Origin of the sequence: Marinobacter sp. tcs-11 (genome assembly GCF_002049515.1) — a bacterium.
Lineage (GTDB): Bacteria > Pseudomonadota > Gammaproteobacteria > Pseudomonadales > Oleiphilaceae > Marinobacter > Marinobacter nauticus.
Genome location: NZ_LLYU01000003.1, coordinates 186,239 through 201,608, shown reverse-complemented (window position 1 = coordinate 201,608; position 15,370 = coordinate 186,239). Strand labels below are relative to the sequence as shown.

13 protein-coding genes are annotated in these 15,370 nt (G+C 58.8%); 8 read left to right on the top strand and 5 right to left on the bottom strand.

What is annotated here, in order from left to right:
• Position 1: 1 nt before the first annotated feature.
• From modA to ARC85_RS05310, 4 genes are all read left to right on the top strand, one after another.
• The gene (gene modA / locus ARC85_RS05325; protein WP_286714459.1) at positions 2-769 is read left to right on the top strand and encodes a molybdate ABC transporter substrate-binding protein; all 768 of its coding nucleotides are present in this window, start codon (positions 2-4) and stop codon (positions 767-769) included.
• On the top strand, positions 769-1,449 hold the full coding sequence (modB, locus tag ARC85_RS05320; protein ID WP_199452982.1) for a molybdate ABC transporter permease subunit: 681 nt from the start codon (positions 769-771) through the stop codon (positions 1,447-1,449). The genes modA and modB overlap by 1 nt, the downstream gene beginning before the upstream one ends.
• Positions 1,446-2,525, top strand: a complete 1,080-nt coding sequence (modC, locus tag ARC85_RS05315) for a molybdenum ABC transporter ATP-binding protein (protein ID WP_199452980.1) — start codon at positions 1,446-1,448, stop codon at positions 2,523-2,525. Before modB ends, modC begins: the two co-directional genes overlap by 4 nt.
• Positions 2,526-2,610: 85 nt before the next feature.
• Entirely contained in the window at positions 2,611-3,492 is an 882-nt protein-coding gene (locus ARC85_RS05310; RefSeq protein ID WP_286714458.1) for an alpha/beta fold hydrolase, read from the top strand.
• Positions 3,493-3,597: 105 nt separating this feature from the next.
• Here the strand turns inward: ARC85_RS05310 and crp are convergent, their stop codons facing one another.
• Positions 3,598-4,239 carry a cAMP-activated global transcriptional regulator CRP gene (crp, locus tag ARC85_RS05305; protein WP_007153756.1) on the bottom strand — a complete coding sequence of 214 codons (642 nt, stop codon included), beginning with the start codon at positions 4,237-4,239 and terminating at the stop codon, positions 3,598-3,600.
• Positions 4,240-4,488: 249 nt separating this feature from the next.
• Here crp and ARC85_RS05300 point away from each other — a divergent pair, with 249 nt between their 5' ends.
• From ARC85_RS05300 to ARC85_RS05290, 3 genes are all read left to right on the top strand, one after another.
• Positions 4,489-4,911 carry an OsmC family protein gene (locus ARC85_RS05300; RefSeq protein ID WP_011786961.1) on the top strand — a complete coding sequence of 141 codons (423 nt, stop codon included), beginning with the start codon at positions 4,489-4,491 and terminating at the stop codon, positions 4,909-4,911.
• A 233-nt stretch (positions 4,912-5,144) separates the two neighbouring features.
• Complete coding sequence (gene speD / locus ARC85_RS05295; RefSeq protein ID WP_011786962.1) at positions 5,145-5,936, top strand: adenosylmethionine decarboxylase; 792 nt, start codon at positions 5,145-5,147, stop codon at positions 5,934-5,936.
• Positions 5,937-6,085: 149 nt separating this feature from the next.
• The gene (locus ARC85_RS05290) at positions 6,086-6,940 is read left to right on the top strand and encodes a pirin family protein (protein ID WP_278351049.1); all 855 of its coding nucleotides are present in this window, start codon (positions 6,086-6,088) and stop codon (positions 6,938-6,940) included.
• On the opposite strand, the gene ARC85_RS05285 is transcribed toward ARC85_RS05290, so the two are convergent.
• Both ARC85_RS05285 and ARC85_RS05280 read right to left on the bottom strand, forming a co-directional pair.
• Positions 6,941-7,807 (bottom strand): phosphoribulokinase, encoded by an 867-nt coding sequence (locus ARC85_RS05285; RefSeq protein WP_278351048.1) that lies wholly within the window; start codon positions 7,805-7,807, stop codon positions 6,941-6,943.
• A gap of 26 nt (positions 7,808-7,833) precedes the next feature.
• Complete coding sequence (locus ARC85_RS05280) at positions 7,834-11,583, bottom strand: DUF1631 family protein (RefSeq protein ID WP_286714457.1); 3,750 nt, start codon at positions 11,581-11,583, stop codon at positions 7,834-7,836.
• A 186-nt stretch (positions 11,584-11,769) separates the two neighbouring features.
• Here ARC85_RS05280 and ARC85_RS05275 point away from each other — a divergent pair, with 186 nt between their 5' ends.
• Positions 11,770-12,840 (top strand): aminopeptidase, encoded by a 1,071-nt coding sequence (locus tag ARC85_RS05275; protein ID WP_286714456.1) that lies wholly within the window; start codon positions 11,770-11,772, stop codon positions 12,838-12,840.
• Here ARC85_RS05275 and argA read toward each other — a convergent pair.
• Both argA and argE read right to left on the bottom strand, forming a co-directional pair.
• Positions 12,814-14,121, bottom strand: a complete 1,308-nt coding sequence (gene argA, locus ARC85_RS05270) for an amino-acid N-acetyltransferase (RefSeq protein ID WP_286714455.1) — start codon at positions 14,119-14,121, stop codon at positions 12,814-12,816. The genes ARC85_RS05275 and argA overlap by 27 nt on opposite strands.
• 84 nt (positions 14,122-14,205) lie before the next feature.
• Positions 14,206-15,369, bottom strand: a complete 1,164-nt coding sequence (gene argE, locus ARC85_RS05265) for an acetylornithine deacetylase (protein WP_286714454.1) — start codon at positions 15,367-15,369, stop codon at positions 14,206-14,208.
• Position 15,370 lies beyond the last annotated feature (1 nt).

Here is a 15,370-nt window from a genome sequence, read left to right as displayed (position 1 = left end):
TATGAGCCGCCGTACCTGCTGGCGTTTTTTCCGTTTGCTGGCAATCTGGCTGCTTCTGCCCCTGAGCAACGTTTACGCGGGGAATCTGACCCTCGCCGTCGCTGCCAATTTCACCGACACCACCGCCAGTCTGGTGGAGACATTCGAGGCTGCAACCGGCCACCAGGTCACCGCCAGTTTTGGCTCCACGGGCAAACTCTACGCCCAGATTCGCAACGGTGCTCCGTTTGATGTGTTCATGGCAGCCGATGCCCAACGCCCCCAGTTACTGGAATCCGAGGGGATGGCCGTTCCCGGTTCGCGTTTCACCTATGCCAGAGGCAAGCTGGTGCTCTGGAGCCCCGAAACCGCGGCCTTCCTCTCGCCCATCGCTTACCTGAACGAACAGCCGTTCTCCCGGCTGGCCATCGCGAATCCTAAAACGGCCCCCTATGGCCTGGCCGCACAGCAGGTCCTGGAACACCTGGAACTCTGGTCACCTCTGCAACCCAAACTGGTCCGTGGCGACTCCATCGCCCAGACCTTCCAGTTCATTGCCAGCGGCAATGCCCAGGCCGGTCTGGTGGCGCTGGCTCAGGTCAAAGCCTGGCCAGATCAGGACGGAACACTCTGGCGCATTCCTCAAAGCTATTACGCCCCCATCGACCAGCAGGCGATTCTGTTGAAGCGTGGTGCCGACAATACTGCTGCCAGAGACTGGCTCGCCTTCCTGCAATCCCCGGAGGCTGTTGCGATTATTCAGGGCTACGGATACGACACGACGGACTGATGCTGGAAACCTATTGGCAGCCGGTCTGGCTGACCCTGAAGCTGGCTTCACTGACAACCCTGGTACTGCTGCTGGTGGGAACTCCCATCGCCTGGTGGCTGGCGCGATCCCGTCACTGGCTGCGCCAGCCCATCGCTGCCGTCGTCGCCTTGCCACTGGTCTTGCCGCCCACCGTGCTCGGATTTTATCTTCTGCTGCTGCTTGGCCCGAACGGCTGGGTCGGCCAGCTGACCGAACGTCTTGGTCTGGGTTTACTGCCGTTCACCTTTGAAGGCCTGGTAGTGGCCTCGGTTATCTATTCCCTGCCCTTTACGGTGCAACCCCTGCAGAACGCTTTCGAGGGTATCCGTGAAGGCTTTCTGGAGACCGCTGCCACCCTCCGGGCCGGGCCCTGGGACCGGTTTTTCTTTGTCGTGATTCCACTGGCCCGCAACGGTTTCATCACCGCCAGCGTGCTGACCTTCGCCCACACGATCGGCGAATTCGGCGTCATCCTGATGATTGGCGGCAATATCCCCGGCGAGACCAAAGTGCTGTCGGTGGCCATCTACGATCACGTGGAGTCCCTGGAGTACACCCAAGCCCACTGGCTGGCAGCGGGCATGGTGGTGTTCTCCTTCCTCGTTCTGGTCACCCTGTACGCTCTCAATGGCAGGGCTCGGGCGGGGGCACTGCGATGACTTCCACAGCCATCGAGGCGCGCTTTGTCTGCCGGTTCCCCGGATTTGAACTGGATGTCGACCTGAAACTGCCGGGCAACGGAATTACCGCGTTGTTTGGTCACTCCGGATGCGGCAAGACCACGCTGCTCCGCTGCATCGCCGGGCTGCAGCAGGCCCAGGGACAACTTTCCGTATTCGGCACGCCCTGGCAGACAGACACCCTGTTCAGGCCGGTTCATCAAAGGCCCCTGGCCTATGTGTTCCAGGAGACGCATCTGTTTCCTCACCTGTCGGTGCGCCGGAACCTGACGTTCGGGCAACGCCGGGTTCCAGCCCAGCAACGCCAGATCCGGTTTGACGATGCCGTCTCCTGGCTCGGGCTGGCCCACCTTCTTGAGCGTATGCCAGCCGGACTGTCCGGTGGCGAACGGCAACGGGTAGCCATTGCCCGGGCCATACTCACCAGCCCTCGACTGCTGCTGATGGATGAACCTCTGTCGGCGCTGGATCAGAACTCAAAGCAGGAGATACTGCCCTACCTTGAGCGCTTGCGAGACCACCTGGCGACTCCGATGCTCTACGTTTCCCACTCCACCAGCGAAGTGGCGCGCCTGGCCAACCATATTGTGATGATGGACAAGGGGCGTGTTATCGCACAGGGACCACTGCAAGAGACTCTCGCGCGGGTAGACCAGCCGTTTCGGCTGGAGGAAGATGCTGGCGTGCTGGTTCAGGCAACACTGGACACACTGGATGACCAATGGCACCTCGCCCGTTTCAGCTTTGACGGTGGCAGCCTGTGGCTGCGACAGGATCCGCGCTTCCGGCCCGGCGACCCGGCCCGCATACAGGTACTGGCAAGAGATGTGAGTATCGCGTTGACGGAGCATCGCGACCAGAGTATCCAGAATCTGCTGCCCGCGCGGGTGGACCGTGTCGAGACAGACGTCACCCCCGGCACCACCCTGGTGCGACTGCTGGCCGGCAATACCCCGTTTCTATCCCGGCTCACCAGCCGCTCCGCGGCCCAGCTGGCACTCACCCCCGGCCAGCCGGTGTGGCTCCAGATCAAATCGGTTGCCCTGGTGGACTGAACGACTTCTGGCCCCTTCGGCCACAGAGTGTGACCAGTGATACCGCTACTCTGGCGTTTGAACACACCATGCCGGGAGCAGAGACATGCCGACCAAACGTGAACACTGGGTGACCAGTGGAGACCTTCTTCTCTACGCCGTTGCGGAGGGCAACCCCGAGGCAACGCCCATTGTTCTGGTACACGGCTACCCCGACAACCACAGTGTCTGGGACAAGGTGGCGGCAGCACTCAGCCAGGAATATCTGGTGATTCGTTATGATGTCCGCGGGGCTGGCCGCTCCGACAAGCCAGCTCGCACCCGGGATTATCGTCTGACGCTGCTGGCAAAAGATCTGCAAGCAGTCGTCAACGCCATTGTCCCCGACCGGTCATTTCATCTGGTTGCCCACGACTGGGGCTCCATCCAGAGCTGGGAATCGGTGACGGACCCCGATCTTCAGCAGCGTATTCGCTCCTACACCTCCATTTCCGGCCCCTGCCTGGATCATGTCGGCTTCTGGATTCGCAATCAGATAGGCTCACCTGCGAACGGAGGCACCACCAAACTACTGCGTCAGTTGGCGAGCTCCTGGTATGTTTTCCTGTTCCAGCTGCCGCTGCTACCGGAAATGATCTGGAAAGCCGGGCTGGACAAAGTCTGGCCGAACTATCTGAAGACACAGGAACAGGTTGAAGACGCCCGTTTCAGCCCCTGGCAGAAAGCAGACGGACAATATGGTGTGAAGCTCTATCGAGCAAACTTCCTGCCCAGGCTGCTGCGCCCAAGGCCACGGCACACCCGCTGCCCCGTTCAGGTCATCATTCCCACGCGCGACGCCTACGTCGGCCGTCATCTGACCGAACACCTGGTGCACTGGACCGGAAAGCTGACACTTCAGGAACTGGACGCCCCGCACTGGGCACCACTGACCGAGCCCGACGCCATCCGCCAGTCTGTCGGGAGTTTTGTGACCGCTAATCGTTAATGGCTTGGCAACGAGGGACTGGAAAAAAGTGGCATGCGACCGATGTCCACCAACAGGCGGCGCATCGGTTCATCTGGAGTGCCAGGAGGAGCAGGAAGGAGACAATCAGCGAGTACCGTAAACCACCATGGTTTTACCTTTGACCCGCACCAGCCCCTGGTCCTCCAGGGTTTTCAGCACCCGTCCGACCATTTCCCGGGAGCAGCCAACAATGCGTCCAATTTCCTGACGGGTAATCTTGATCTGCATGCCGTCCGGGTGAGTCATGGCATCCGGCTCCTTGCACAGATCCAGCAGTGTTCTTGCCACCCGACCAGTGACATCGAGGAACGCCAGGTCGCCTACCTTACGTGTGGTCTGGCGCAGGCGCGAGGCCATCTGCTCACCGATAAAGTACAACACGCGCGGATCCTGTTGGGCGATTTCCCGAAACTTGGTGTAGCTGATTTCCGCCACCTCGCACTCGGTCTTGGCTTTGACCCAGGCACTGCGGGAATCCATGTTATCGAACAACCCCATCTCGCCGAAGAAATCACCGGCATTGAGGTAGGCCATGATCATTTCGCGACCATCGTCGTCTTCAATAATGACAGTGACCGAACCCTTGACGATGTAGAACAGGGAATCGCTTTTATCACCTGCATAGATGATGGTGCTTTTGGCTGGGTAACGCCGGCGATGGCATTGGGAAAGGAAGTAATCCAGGTGTTTGGTCTTCTGCTCAACCGGCTTGACAATGGTAGCCATAATGCGAGACATGCCTCCTCAGAGTCTGGCGATTCCTGATCGTTTTTATATCCCCGCCTGTCCGTGCGGGTTAGGGGTTTTACTGATATGCCACGCAACTTATAACAAGAAGGTAACTTTTGGGCAACTCAAAAGCGGATACAGGATGTATCTGAAGGCAATACCGCTTTGGTCGCAACCACATCATGCCGCAGGGAGTTAACTGTGCTAGCATCCTGCCCATTCATTCAGGCACCAGGGGTAACTCCGATGAAAGCAACCGTCGACTGGACCGGCAATGCCAGCTTCAAAGCAACCAGTGGCAGTGGCCACAGCGTTCAACTGGACGGTCCCCCGGATCACGGTGGTGAGAATCTGGGGCCGCGCCCGATGGAGTTACTGCTGATGGGCGTGGGCGGCTGCTCCTCCTTCGATGTGATGAGCATCCTGAAGAAAAGCCGCCAGGACGTGACCGCCTGTCACTGTGAGCTGGATGCGGAGCGCGCTGATGAGGTGCCGGCCGTGTTCACCCGCATTCATCTTCATTTTGTGGTTAGCGGAAACAATCTGAAGGAAAAGCAGGTGGAGCGCGCTGTCAGCCTGTCTGCCGACAAGTACTGTTCAGCCTCGATCATGCTGGGCAAAGCCGGTGTCGAGATCACGCACAGCTTCGAGATTCAGGCCGCCAGCTAGAACGGCAGGGCAGATTCCGGCCAGCGCCCTGCAACCGCGGCTTTCCGTTATAAAAAATGTCATTGCAAATACTATTCAATGACACCTGCGGTATGCATAATACGCAACTTTCTCCGCCGGTCTGCGCAAAAGGTGAACAATTCCATTCACCCGGTCAGTAGTCGGTGGCGGCCTCGGCAGGGAGAGCTCCTCTCCCTGTGATCATTCATCTCCATTTCCCGGAGGGGCTGAGCATGGAAACCAAACTCCAGCTGCACGGTTTCAACAACCTGACCAAATCCCTAAGCTTCAACATCTACGACATCTGTTACGCGCAGACCGAAGAACAACGCGAAGCCTATATTGATTACATCGACGAGATGTACAACGCCGAGCGTCTGACCCAGATTCTGACCGATGTGGTCAAGATCATCGGTGCCAATGTTCTCAACATTGCCCGCCAGGATTATGAGCCTCATGGTGCGTCCGTCACCATGCTGATCGCCGAGCACGAACTGTCCGACAGCGAAGCCAATAACGAAGAGTCCCCTGGTCCGCTGCCGGATACCATTGTGGCGCATCTGGACAAGAGCCACGTGACGGTGCACACCTATCCGGAAAGCCATCCCCATGACGGCGTAAGCACCTTCCGGGCCGATATCGACGTGTCCACCTGCGGTCTGATTTCACCGCTGAAGGTACTGAACTACCTGATTCACAGCTTCGACTCGGATGTGGTTACCGTTGACTACCGCGTACGCGGTTTCACCCGTGACGTGGACGGTACCAAGCATTACATCGATCACGACATCAACTCGATCCAGAACTACCTGACCGAGGATACCCAGAACGCGTATCAGATGATCGACGTCAACGTGTATCAGGAGAACCTGTTCCACACCAAGATGATGCTCAAGGAGTTCAATCTGGACAACTATGTGTTCGGAGTGAACGCCGGCGACCTGGACCCGGCAGAAGCCCAGTCCATCGAGGATCGCCTGCGCCGGGAAATGCTGGAAATCTTCTACTCCCGCAACGTGGAATAATCGCTCCGGGGGTGACGACGGGGCTCCCGTCGTCACCTTTTGATGCCTTCGTCAGTTTTTTTGACTTCCCCCGCCAGAATTCTGCGATTTCATCCCTTCCACCATCCCGGTTAAATAGCCCCATGACTAACCGAGAGGAGGACGGGATCATGCTTCGCTCCCTGAAACAAACCATTCCCGCACTGGCCACATCCGATGGCGCCGGGGTTCGTATCAAACGCTCATTGGGCCAGCGTCAATCCGTGCGCATGGATCCGTTCCTGATGCTGGATGAATTCGGTTCTGACCAGCCCCAAGACTATATTGCCGGCTTTCCGGCCCACCCGCACCGGGGCTTTGAAACCGTCACCTATATGATTGAAGGCCACATGCTGCATGAAGACCACCTGGGGAATCGCGGCAACCTCCGCAACGGTGGGGTGCAATGGATGACGGCAGGCCGGGGCATCGTGCACTCGGAGATGCCGCAGCAGGAATCCGGGGTCATGCGGGGATTCCAGCTCTGGCTCAACCTGCCGGCCGCTGAAAAAATGAAGCCCGCCGGTTACCGGGACATTCAGCCTGAAGAAATTCCAATAGCGCGTCAGCCGGGTGTTTCAGTCCGGGTAATTGCCGGTGAACTGGAAATCGGTGGCGGTGCCGTCACCGGTGCAGTCACCGGCGGCAGCACTGAGCCTGTGTACGCCGACGTCCATCTGGAACCCGGAGCGAGAGTTTCTTTACCGGTACCTCAGGCGCTCAATGCTCTGGTCTACCTGTACGAAGGCGTCGCAAGTCTGGTAAGCGAAGACCGGAACCAGGCTCTGGTACCATCCTCGGCAAACATTCTGGACCAGGGGGATGAAGTTCTGATTGAAGGCGGAGAGGCCGGCGCAAAACTGCTGCTGATTGCCGGCCGCCCCATCGGCGAGCCAGTTGTCCAGTATGGTCCCTTTGTGATGAACACAACGACCGAGATTGAGCAGGCGCTGGCCGACTACCGCGATGGCACCCTGACGGTCTGATCAGGCAAAGGTTCTGCCAGCCATCAGGCTCTGGACCATGGGCCGGATAATCAGATCCATGGCCAGGGCCATTTTCGGCCCCGGGATCACCAGGGTGTCGTGGCGGGACAGACTGCTTTGGGGAATGGCCTGCAGTAACCAGGCAAAATCCACTTCCGCCGTTTCCCTGAAATGAATGACCACCATGCTTTCGTCCTCACTGGGCACATCCCGGGCAACGAACGGGTTGGACGTATCCACCAGCGGAATTCGCTGGAAGTTGATGTGGGTATGAGAGAACTGCGGCACGATGTCGTGCACGTAATCGTCCATCCGATTGATGATGGTCTGAACCACGGCATCCTGGCTGTAGCCGCGCTGATGAGTGTCCCGATGGATTTTCTGAATCCACTCCAGATTGACAATGGGTACCACACCAATCAGCAAGTCAACGTACTGGGCAATGTTGTAGTTGTCGCTCACCACCCCGCCATGGAGCCCCTCGTAGAACAGGGCATCGGTATCCGCAGGTAACGGGCCCCAGGGGGTAAAGGTGCCGGGTTTGTAGCCTTCGGCCACCAGGTCGCGATCTTCGTCATGAACGTACTGTCGGTAACGGCCATTGCCGGTATGGCTGTAGTCATAGAACAGAGCTTCCAGCCTATCGATATGATTGGCTGCCAGGGCAAAATGGTTGCGTTCACCAAACTGCCCTTTAGCGGCGAGCCGTGCCATTTGTTCCCGGGTATACCGATGAAAGCTGTCGCCACTGACCATGGCGGCAGCAATGCCCTCACTGGCAAACATACGGCTGAAGATCTGCCCGGTTGTGGTGGTGCCCGCCCCGGAAGACCCGGTAACGGCGATAATCGGATGGCGTCTGGACATAAAAAGCTCAGGTTCCCGGATGTGCGTCAGACAAGGCTGGTCAGCAGTCGGGGCTTCTCGACCACAAACCCTTGAGCGTAATCCACGCCCAGTTGTCTCAGCATATCCAGAACCTCACGGGATTCAACCTGAGAGGCAATCACTTCCCGTTCCATGTAGTGAGCCATATCAACCATGGACCTGACCATCGCCTGGTCCGTCTGGTTGGCTGCCAACTGACCGGTAAAGGCACTGTCGATCTTGATCAGATCTACCGGCAACGATCGCATGAACTGGAAGGAACTGGGGCCGCTGCCAAAGTTACCCAGGCAGAACCGGCAGCCGAGCTCTTTCATTTCCAGCATGAAATCCGCCACCGATTGCAGATCATGAATGGCAGAGGCTTCCGTCAGCTCGAACCAGAGACGCTCAATAGGCGCATCCTTCTCACTGAGCTTTTCGTAAATGAATTCCAGCAGTGACTGGTCGTTCAACGAATAGCCGGACAGATTTATGCAGACACCGCCTACATGGCGCGGATCCGGCGACTGATCCCTCAGCCAATCCAGCATGTGCCCCACGACCCAGCGATCCACCGCCTGCATACGGTCATAGCGCTCGGCCATGCGGACGAAATCCTGGCCGGTAATCAGCTGCCCGCTGTCGTCGTACATACTGATCAGAATTTCATACTGCGCCCCCATGCGGGTGCTGCCGTGCAGAGGGATGATCTTCTGGCAACGCAGCAGCATGCGTTCTTCATCCGGGTTGCTCAGGCCAGCCACACGGGCTGCAATCTGCTCTTGCCGGGCCTGGTCATCTGCGTCGAGAGTGTATATAGAGAAACGGCCAGGGCCCTTGTCACGGGCAGAATTGAGCGCCTGTTCGGCGGCTTTCAGCCATTTTTCGGCGCTGATCAACGCGGGCAGTTCCGGCGCCAGACCAACATTGGCATTTAACGTGTAACACCGTCCGCCATACTCGAAGGGCTCATCTGCAATGGCTTCCAGGAGCGCCTTGGCAATTTCCGGCCCCTGTTCTTCAGGCACCAGCATGGCAAATTCATTGCCTCCGGGACGAGCCACCGGCATGCCATCGCCCACATGCCGACAGATGACCTCCGCCACCCGTTTCAGGGTTTCATCTCCGGCCTGGTAGCCCGCCGTATCATTCAGCAATCGGAACCCGCGCAGATCCAGTTGCAATAAAGTCCGGCTATCTTCCCGGCGGGCAAGTTGCTGTTCCAGCATACGCTCGAATTCCCGACGGTTAAGCAGCCGGGTCAGTTCATCATGGGTGGATGCCCAGGACAGCTGGTCATAGACGTTGCGAACCATGCGGTCGATGCTCTCATCTACCAGCGGTCGATCATACTGATTATCCGGTACGATGATGCCTTTGCGCATTTGTCTGGCCAGAGCTTCCAGCTCCAGCTCAACCACCCGCATACCCTGGTGATTAACAAATACAAACCGGCTGAAACCACGGGCAATCCACACCAGGCGGATATACTGGGGATCTTCCGCCTTGGTTTGATCCCGCAGCCAGTCGCCTGTGCGCAATTGCTGGGCCCGGTTGATCCAGCGTTGCAGGCTGCGCTGTTCCCGCTCGCTGAGCACCTGTTTGTCCGGGCGGACACCACTGACCGCAGGCATTTCAACCATTTCCGGCGCCTTGTCAGGCCGACGCACCAGGAACTGCTTCAACTCATCCCGGATCTGGGAGGACGGCATATGGTTGCTGGAGATCGACGCCAGACCATCCTGAATCAGCCGCAACAGTTCGGGCAGGTTAATGCTGCTGTCCGGGTCCTCGGCAAAGGCCATCAGCGAATCGATCACTGCCAGGTAGTCCTGCCATAACTGACTGTCTGGTCCCTGGCGAATCCAGGTCAGCGACAATAAATCCCGCCAGCCACCGTCGAGCAGGCTGACCAGGGCCCTGGGAACCTTGCGGCCAGCCAGTTTGCTTTCCAGCGCGCTGGCCACGGCGGTTTTGGATTCGGCAACCTTCTGGGCACCCTCTGCGGCAGCCGTCACCCGCTCAACGTTGCGGCGATACACCAGGTTCTGCCGGTCAATCAGGGTGTCCAGCTCACCTACGGTTTGCTCAAACACACCGGTATCCTGTTCAAACTCGGTAGCAATGCGGTGAATCAGCTCATCCACCCGGCGCTGCACCACCGGGTTCAGCCGGCCACCCTTCACGCCCAGTTGTGCCAGGCGATTCATCACGCCACGGACCGGGCTGTCCTGGTCCTCAAAGAACTCGGGATCACGCATCACCACTTTCAGCACCGGCACTTCCAGCTGACGCATGCGGCTCTGGGCGTAGTCACTGAGTTTGGGACTATCGACCACGCTCCGGAAAAACCGGTCGACAACGTCCAGGGTTTGCTGCTGCTCAGCATTGAGCCGCGTGTCACCGGTTTCACGTATCTTTCCAACCACCCGGTCCCGCAAGGGCACGGCCGGCTCTTCCGGGGCCGCAGCGCGTAACTGCAGCTCCTGTAATTCCCGGTGCAGTTCACCCTGAGACAGCGGACGGGCATTGGCCGCAAACGGCTCTGGCGTCGCCTCCCCATTCTCCACACGACTGGCCTGCAGTGTTGTCAGCAGGTTCCTGACCGTGGCAAAGGCGGTCTGGGCTGCGCGAGCGTACCCCCGGAACTCTCCGGCTACCCGGTTTTTCAGCCCGCGGGCCGTTTGTCCGGGTTTGCTTTCCGGCGCCTCAGGCTGCGGCTTATTCAGAGGTGTTTCAGGCTCCGGCTTCAGCACCTCGGCCGGCGGCTCCTTCCTGGCCGGCGCCTGTTCGCTCAGATAACGGGACAGGTCCAGATCCGGCAACACACCATGCCGGATCAGGATATTGTTCAACTCCCGATACAACGGCTCCAGCTGTTTGATCACCGTCTGCTCAAACGTCTTCAGGCAGACCTTTTCAACGTCCCGGCTGACTTTCAGCTGGGCAAGCGCGTTATGGAAGGCTTCGCACACGAGGGCGGGACCGAGGGGATTATGATGGCCGGTGCGATTGGCGATACCTAACTTGTCCAGCCTCAGCTTGAGCTGCAGCAGGTCGCCACGGTATTGGGTATCAGCACGGGTAACCATCACCCGAATTGCCAGCCAGTCCTCAAACTCGTTTTTGTCTACCACCGACAACACTGAACCGGGCGCGCCTTTGGGCTCCGGTTTTAAGGGCGACTCCAGACTGCGGCTCATGTAATGCCAGAGCACCCGCTGGCGCCCCTGAATCTGGCCGGATGCATCCATCAACTCATTGGCAAGCTGGTCGTTTGGGGCTTTCTGGGCCGCAATACGCAGTGCCTCCACCGTCTGGACAAAACAGGCATCCATGAGTGGTTCAATAAACCGCGTGACGGTTTTGGCACACTGGTGAAGCACAAACTGAACGCGTTCACTGGGGGCGCGAAGTGATGACCGGGCCTGATCCCCGGAACTGCCACACAACTGCAGCATGGCGTTGAAGGCATCGGAATCGGGGCGGGTAAAATGCACGCCCATGGCACCGTCAATGCGCCGCACCGGGCTGACATGAAGCTCGTATCGACGATTGCCCTCAAGACCTCGGAACCGAACCACCAGTTCGGTAACACCGCCGCGAGCAAAAGCCCGTTCGATTTTGCCTGAAGTTTCGCCCGAATAACGAATGAACATGCCTTCGGCACAGAAATCTGCAATCTGGCAGGGCCACGCCTCACCACTGCCGGCATCTATCTGAGCGGCAAGTTTGATCGGCTGTCGGGGGCTGCTGCGACGCTCTCTCGGATCCATGAACTACCTGACCAGTTGCAAAGCCGGCATGTTGCCGGATGCGGAAATCCGGCCAACGTCCCTGAGTGGGTGTAGGTTCGAGCTGTTATGATAAGGCCTGCGGCGGTCGGTTAAAAATCTGTGACAGCCGTCGGCGGATAAGGAATTGTACAGCCTCATACCCACAACATCATAATATGATGATTCATGAGACAGCTTAGTCAGATCTATCTCCTTTTGCTACTGGTAACACCCCTGAATGGCTGTACGACCATTGGCTACTATGGCCAGGCCATTGGCGGCCATGTGTCCCTGATGATGAAGGCCAGGCCCATCAACCAGGTAACCACAGCACCGGAAACCGACCCGGAACTTCGCCGACGGCTTGAGCTGGCAGCACAAGCACGAGAATTCGCGGCGAAAGAACTGGCCTTGCCGGTAGACGATGCCTTCCGTAAATACGTGGCGCTGGGGCGGCCATGGGTGGTGGTGAATCTGGTCGCCGTGCCGGAGTTTTCGCTTACCCCCCACCAATGGTGTTATCCGTTTGTGGGCTGCCAGTCGTATCGCGGGTACTTCCAGCTAGCCGACGCCCGACAGGAGCAGACGGCCTTTCGCGAACGCCATTATGATACCTTTATCGGCGCCGTAACCGCCTACTCCACCCTGGGCTGGTTCGATGATCCGCTGCATACCGGGTTCACCTCCCTGGCGGATGACCGCATGGTCGCCCTGATGTTTCACGAGCTGGCCCACCGCGTGCTCTATATCAACGGTGATACCGCCTTTAACGAGAGCTTTGCCACTGCCGTGGAACTGGAAGGGCTTCGGCTCTGGCTGAAGCGGCAAGGGGCATCTGAGGGTTTTGAGCGCGCTCTGGCGCGATTACAGCACCGGCAAAAGACTCTGGAACTGGTCGCCGCCACCAGCGAGCAACTCCAACAACTTTATGCCCGCCAGGATACGATGGACAAATCCACGCTGCGGGCGCGCAAGGCCCAACTGCTCGACGAACTGGCCCGGGACTACGCCAACCTGGCCGACCAATATGAAGAGCCGGGGCCTTTCGGCCCGCCGCCGGTGCAGCTTAACAACGCACAGCTGGCATTGTTCCGGCAATATAATCAGCATGTTCCCGCCTTCCGACAGATGCTGAAAGAGCTGAACTACCGCTTCCACGATTTTTACCGGGCTGTCGAGGAGCTTTCCCTACAGCCGGCGGACAGTCGCACTGCACAGCTGGAATTACTGTCAGAGCGGTTTGTAGAACACCTTTGAATTACGCTGGGTGTTGTATGAAGCCAGCTTTGGCCCCGGCAGATCCTGCACAGCGGTAGGCAGGAAACCGCGTTCCCGGAACCAGTGTTCGGTTTGAGTAGTCAGCACGAACAGTTTGTGGACGCCCTGGCCCCGGGCCAGCTTTTCAACCATGGCGAGAATCTCGTCGCCACGGCCGGCACGGCGGTAGGAGGGGTCGACCGCAAAACAGGATAACTCCCCGGCGCCCTCCTCCGGATAATGGTACAGCGCGGCGCAGCCGACAATGGTGCCGTCCCGTTCCGCCACCACAAACCGGTCGATTTCGGTTTCCAGCATTTCCCGGGAGCGGCGAACCAGCACGCCCTGCTCTTCCAGCGGCTGAATCAGCTCCAGAATGCCCCCGATATCTTCTACCCGCGCCTGGCGAATCTGTTCGTAGTTATCACCGCTGACCAGGGTGCCGGAACCATCGCGGGTAAACAGCTCTTCCAGCAGGGCGCCGTCTTCGACATAACTGATGATGTGGGCACGCCGAACGCCTTTGACACAGGCATCGCAGGCGGCCTTGAGCAGGGCCGCGTCGTGACCGGTGACGGCATTGTCGTTCAAGCGCTCGGAGGCCTGACGGGCGGACAGTTCGCGTATCAGGCTGCCGTCTTCGTCGAGCAAGCCTTCGTCGTCGATGAAGACAATCAGTTTCTCCGCCTGCAGCGCCGCGGCCACCTGGCTGCCGACATCCTCATAGGAAAGATTGAAGGCATCACCGGTGGGCGAATAGCCCATTGGCGGCAGCAAAACAATATGCCCCAGCTCCAGCAATTGCTCGATGCCACGGGTATCAACACGGCGGACGCGGCCGGTGTAGCCAAAATCAATGCCATCCAGCACGCCAACGGGTTTGGCGGTGACGTAGTTGCCGCTGCTGACCCGAATCCGGGCGTTGTGCATGGGTGAATTCACCAACCCCATGGAGAGCTGGCTTTCCAGGTAGGCCCTGAGCCCGCCAATGGCTTCCATAACCATCGGCAGATGGTTATCGGGGGTGATGCGCAAGCCCCGTGCGAAGGAGGATTCCAGGCCGGCATCATCCAGTCGCGACTGAATCTGGGGGCGGCCACCGAACGCCACCACCAACTTGACGCCAAGGCTGCCGAGCAAAGCGATGTCGTGGATGATGTTGATAAAATTGCGGTGCTCGATGGCATCCCCGGGCATGGTCAGGACGACGGTTCGGCCGCGATGGGCGTTGATGTACGGAGAGGAATGGCGGAATCCGTGCAGCCAGTCGTTTGATTTCAAACCTTTATTCCTTATACCCTGATAATGCTTGCCAAGAATGGCGAATGCCGGGACAGCTTTCCGCCCGCCTTACCGCCAGTCTACTCAAAGACAGAACCTTTTGATCAATCCCTTGAGGATATCCACCGTCGGCTGCAACTGGGACAGTTCCAGAAACTCGTCCGGCTGGTGCGCCTGGTCGATCGAACCAGGCCCCATCACCAGGGTCTCCAACCCCAGTTTCTGCAGCCAGGGTGCCTCCGTGGCAAAAGCAACGGCGTGTGCCGTGTGGCCCGTGAGTTTCTCACAGGCTTTGACCAGAGCGGCGTCGGCAGGTGTTTCAAACGGCGGCACGCCGTCAAACAGGGGGGCAAACGTGAGTTTGAGTTCCCGCCGCTCGGCCAGAGGCTGCATCCGGTCAAGAATCGCCTGGCGCAGGGTGTCCATGTTCATGCCCGGCAGCGGACGCAGGTCGAAGTGCAATTCGCATTGGGCGCAAATGCGATTCGGATTGTCACCACCGTGAATACAGCCCAGATTCAGGGTCGGCACCTGTACCTCGAAGTTGGGGTTGCGGTACTTTTCCTGCCATTCGCTGCGCAGAGCCAGCAGTTCGCCGAGCGCCTCGTGCATGCCTTCCAGCGCGTTGCGGCCCAGGGCCGGGTTGGAGGAATGGCCCGATTGCCCGTCAAACCGCAACCGCTCCATCATGATGCCCTTGTGCATGCGCACTGGTTTGAGATTGGTGGGCTCGCCGATCACCGCGTAACGGGCTTTCGGTTTGCCGGCTTCTGCCAGTGCCCGGGCGCCATTCATCGAGCTTTCTTCGTCAGCAGTGGCCAGGATAATCAGCGGCTGCTGCAAGGGCTCGCCGGCAAAGGCTCTGGCGGCTTCAATGGCCAGCGGGAAAAAGCCCTTCATGTCGCAGGTGCCCAGACCGTACCAGCGGTTGTCCTTTTCCGTGAGACTGAACGGATCACTTTGCCAGCGTTTGTCGTCAAATGGTACGGTGTCGGTATGGCCTGAGAGTACCAGTCCACCCGGACCGATACCCAGAGTGGCGATCAGATTGAACTTGCCGGGCATGCCCGGCACTTCCATGATCTCGACGGTAAACCCCAGGGGTTCGAGCCACTCTGCCAGCAGGCGGACCACACCTTCGTTACTGTGATCCCACTCCGGCGAGGCACTGCTGATGGATGGCAATGAAATCAGCCGGGCCAGCATTTCCCTGATACCCGGCACCCCTGTGCTTGCGCTTGCGGTCACT

Bases quoted from the DNA above. Each gene is read 5' to 3' on its own strand.
- modA (WP_286714459.1), top strand. From the start codon at position 2: ATGAGCCGCCGTACCTGCTGGCGTTTTTTCCGTTTGCTGGCAATCTGG.
- ARC85_RS05300 (WP_011786961.1), top strand. From the start codon at position 4,489: ATGAAAGCAACCGTCGACTGGACCGGCAATGCCAGCTTCAAAGCAACC.
- ARC85_RS05310 (WP_286714458.1), top strand. From the start codon at position 2,611: ATGCCGACCAAACGTGAACACTGGGTGACCAGTGGAGACCTTCTTCTC.
- speD (WP_011786962.1), top strand. From the start codon at position 5,145: ATGGAAACCAAACTCCAGCTGCACGGTTTCAACAACCTGACCAAATCC.
- ARC85_RS05290 (WP_278351049.1), top strand. From the start codon at position 6,086: ATGCTTCGCTCCCTGAAACAAACCATTCCCGCACTGGCCACATCCGAT.
- ARC85_RS05275 (WP_286714456.1), top strand. From the start codon at position 11,770: ATGAGACAGCTTAGTCAGATCTATCTCCTTTTGCTACTGGTAACACCC.
- ARC85_RS05285 (WP_278351048.1), bottom strand. From the start codon at position 7,807: ATGTCCAGACGCCATCCGATTATCGCCGTTACCGGGTCTTCCGGGGCG.
- modB (WP_199452982.1), top strand. From the start codon at position 769: ATGCTGGAAACCTATTGGCAGCCGGTCTGGCTGACCCTGAAGCTGGCT.
- crp (WP_007153756.1), bottom strand. From the start codon at position 4,239: ATGGCTACCATTGTCAAGCCGGTTGAGCAGAAGACCAAACACCTGGAT.
- ARC85_RS05280 (WP_286714457.1), bottom strand. From the start codon at position 11,583: ATGGATCCGAGAGAGCGTCGCAGCAGCCCCCGACAGCCGATCAAACTT.
- modC (WP_199452980.1), top strand. From the start codon at position 1,446: ATGACTTCCACAGCCATCGAGGCGCGCTTTGTCTGCCGGTTCCCCGGA.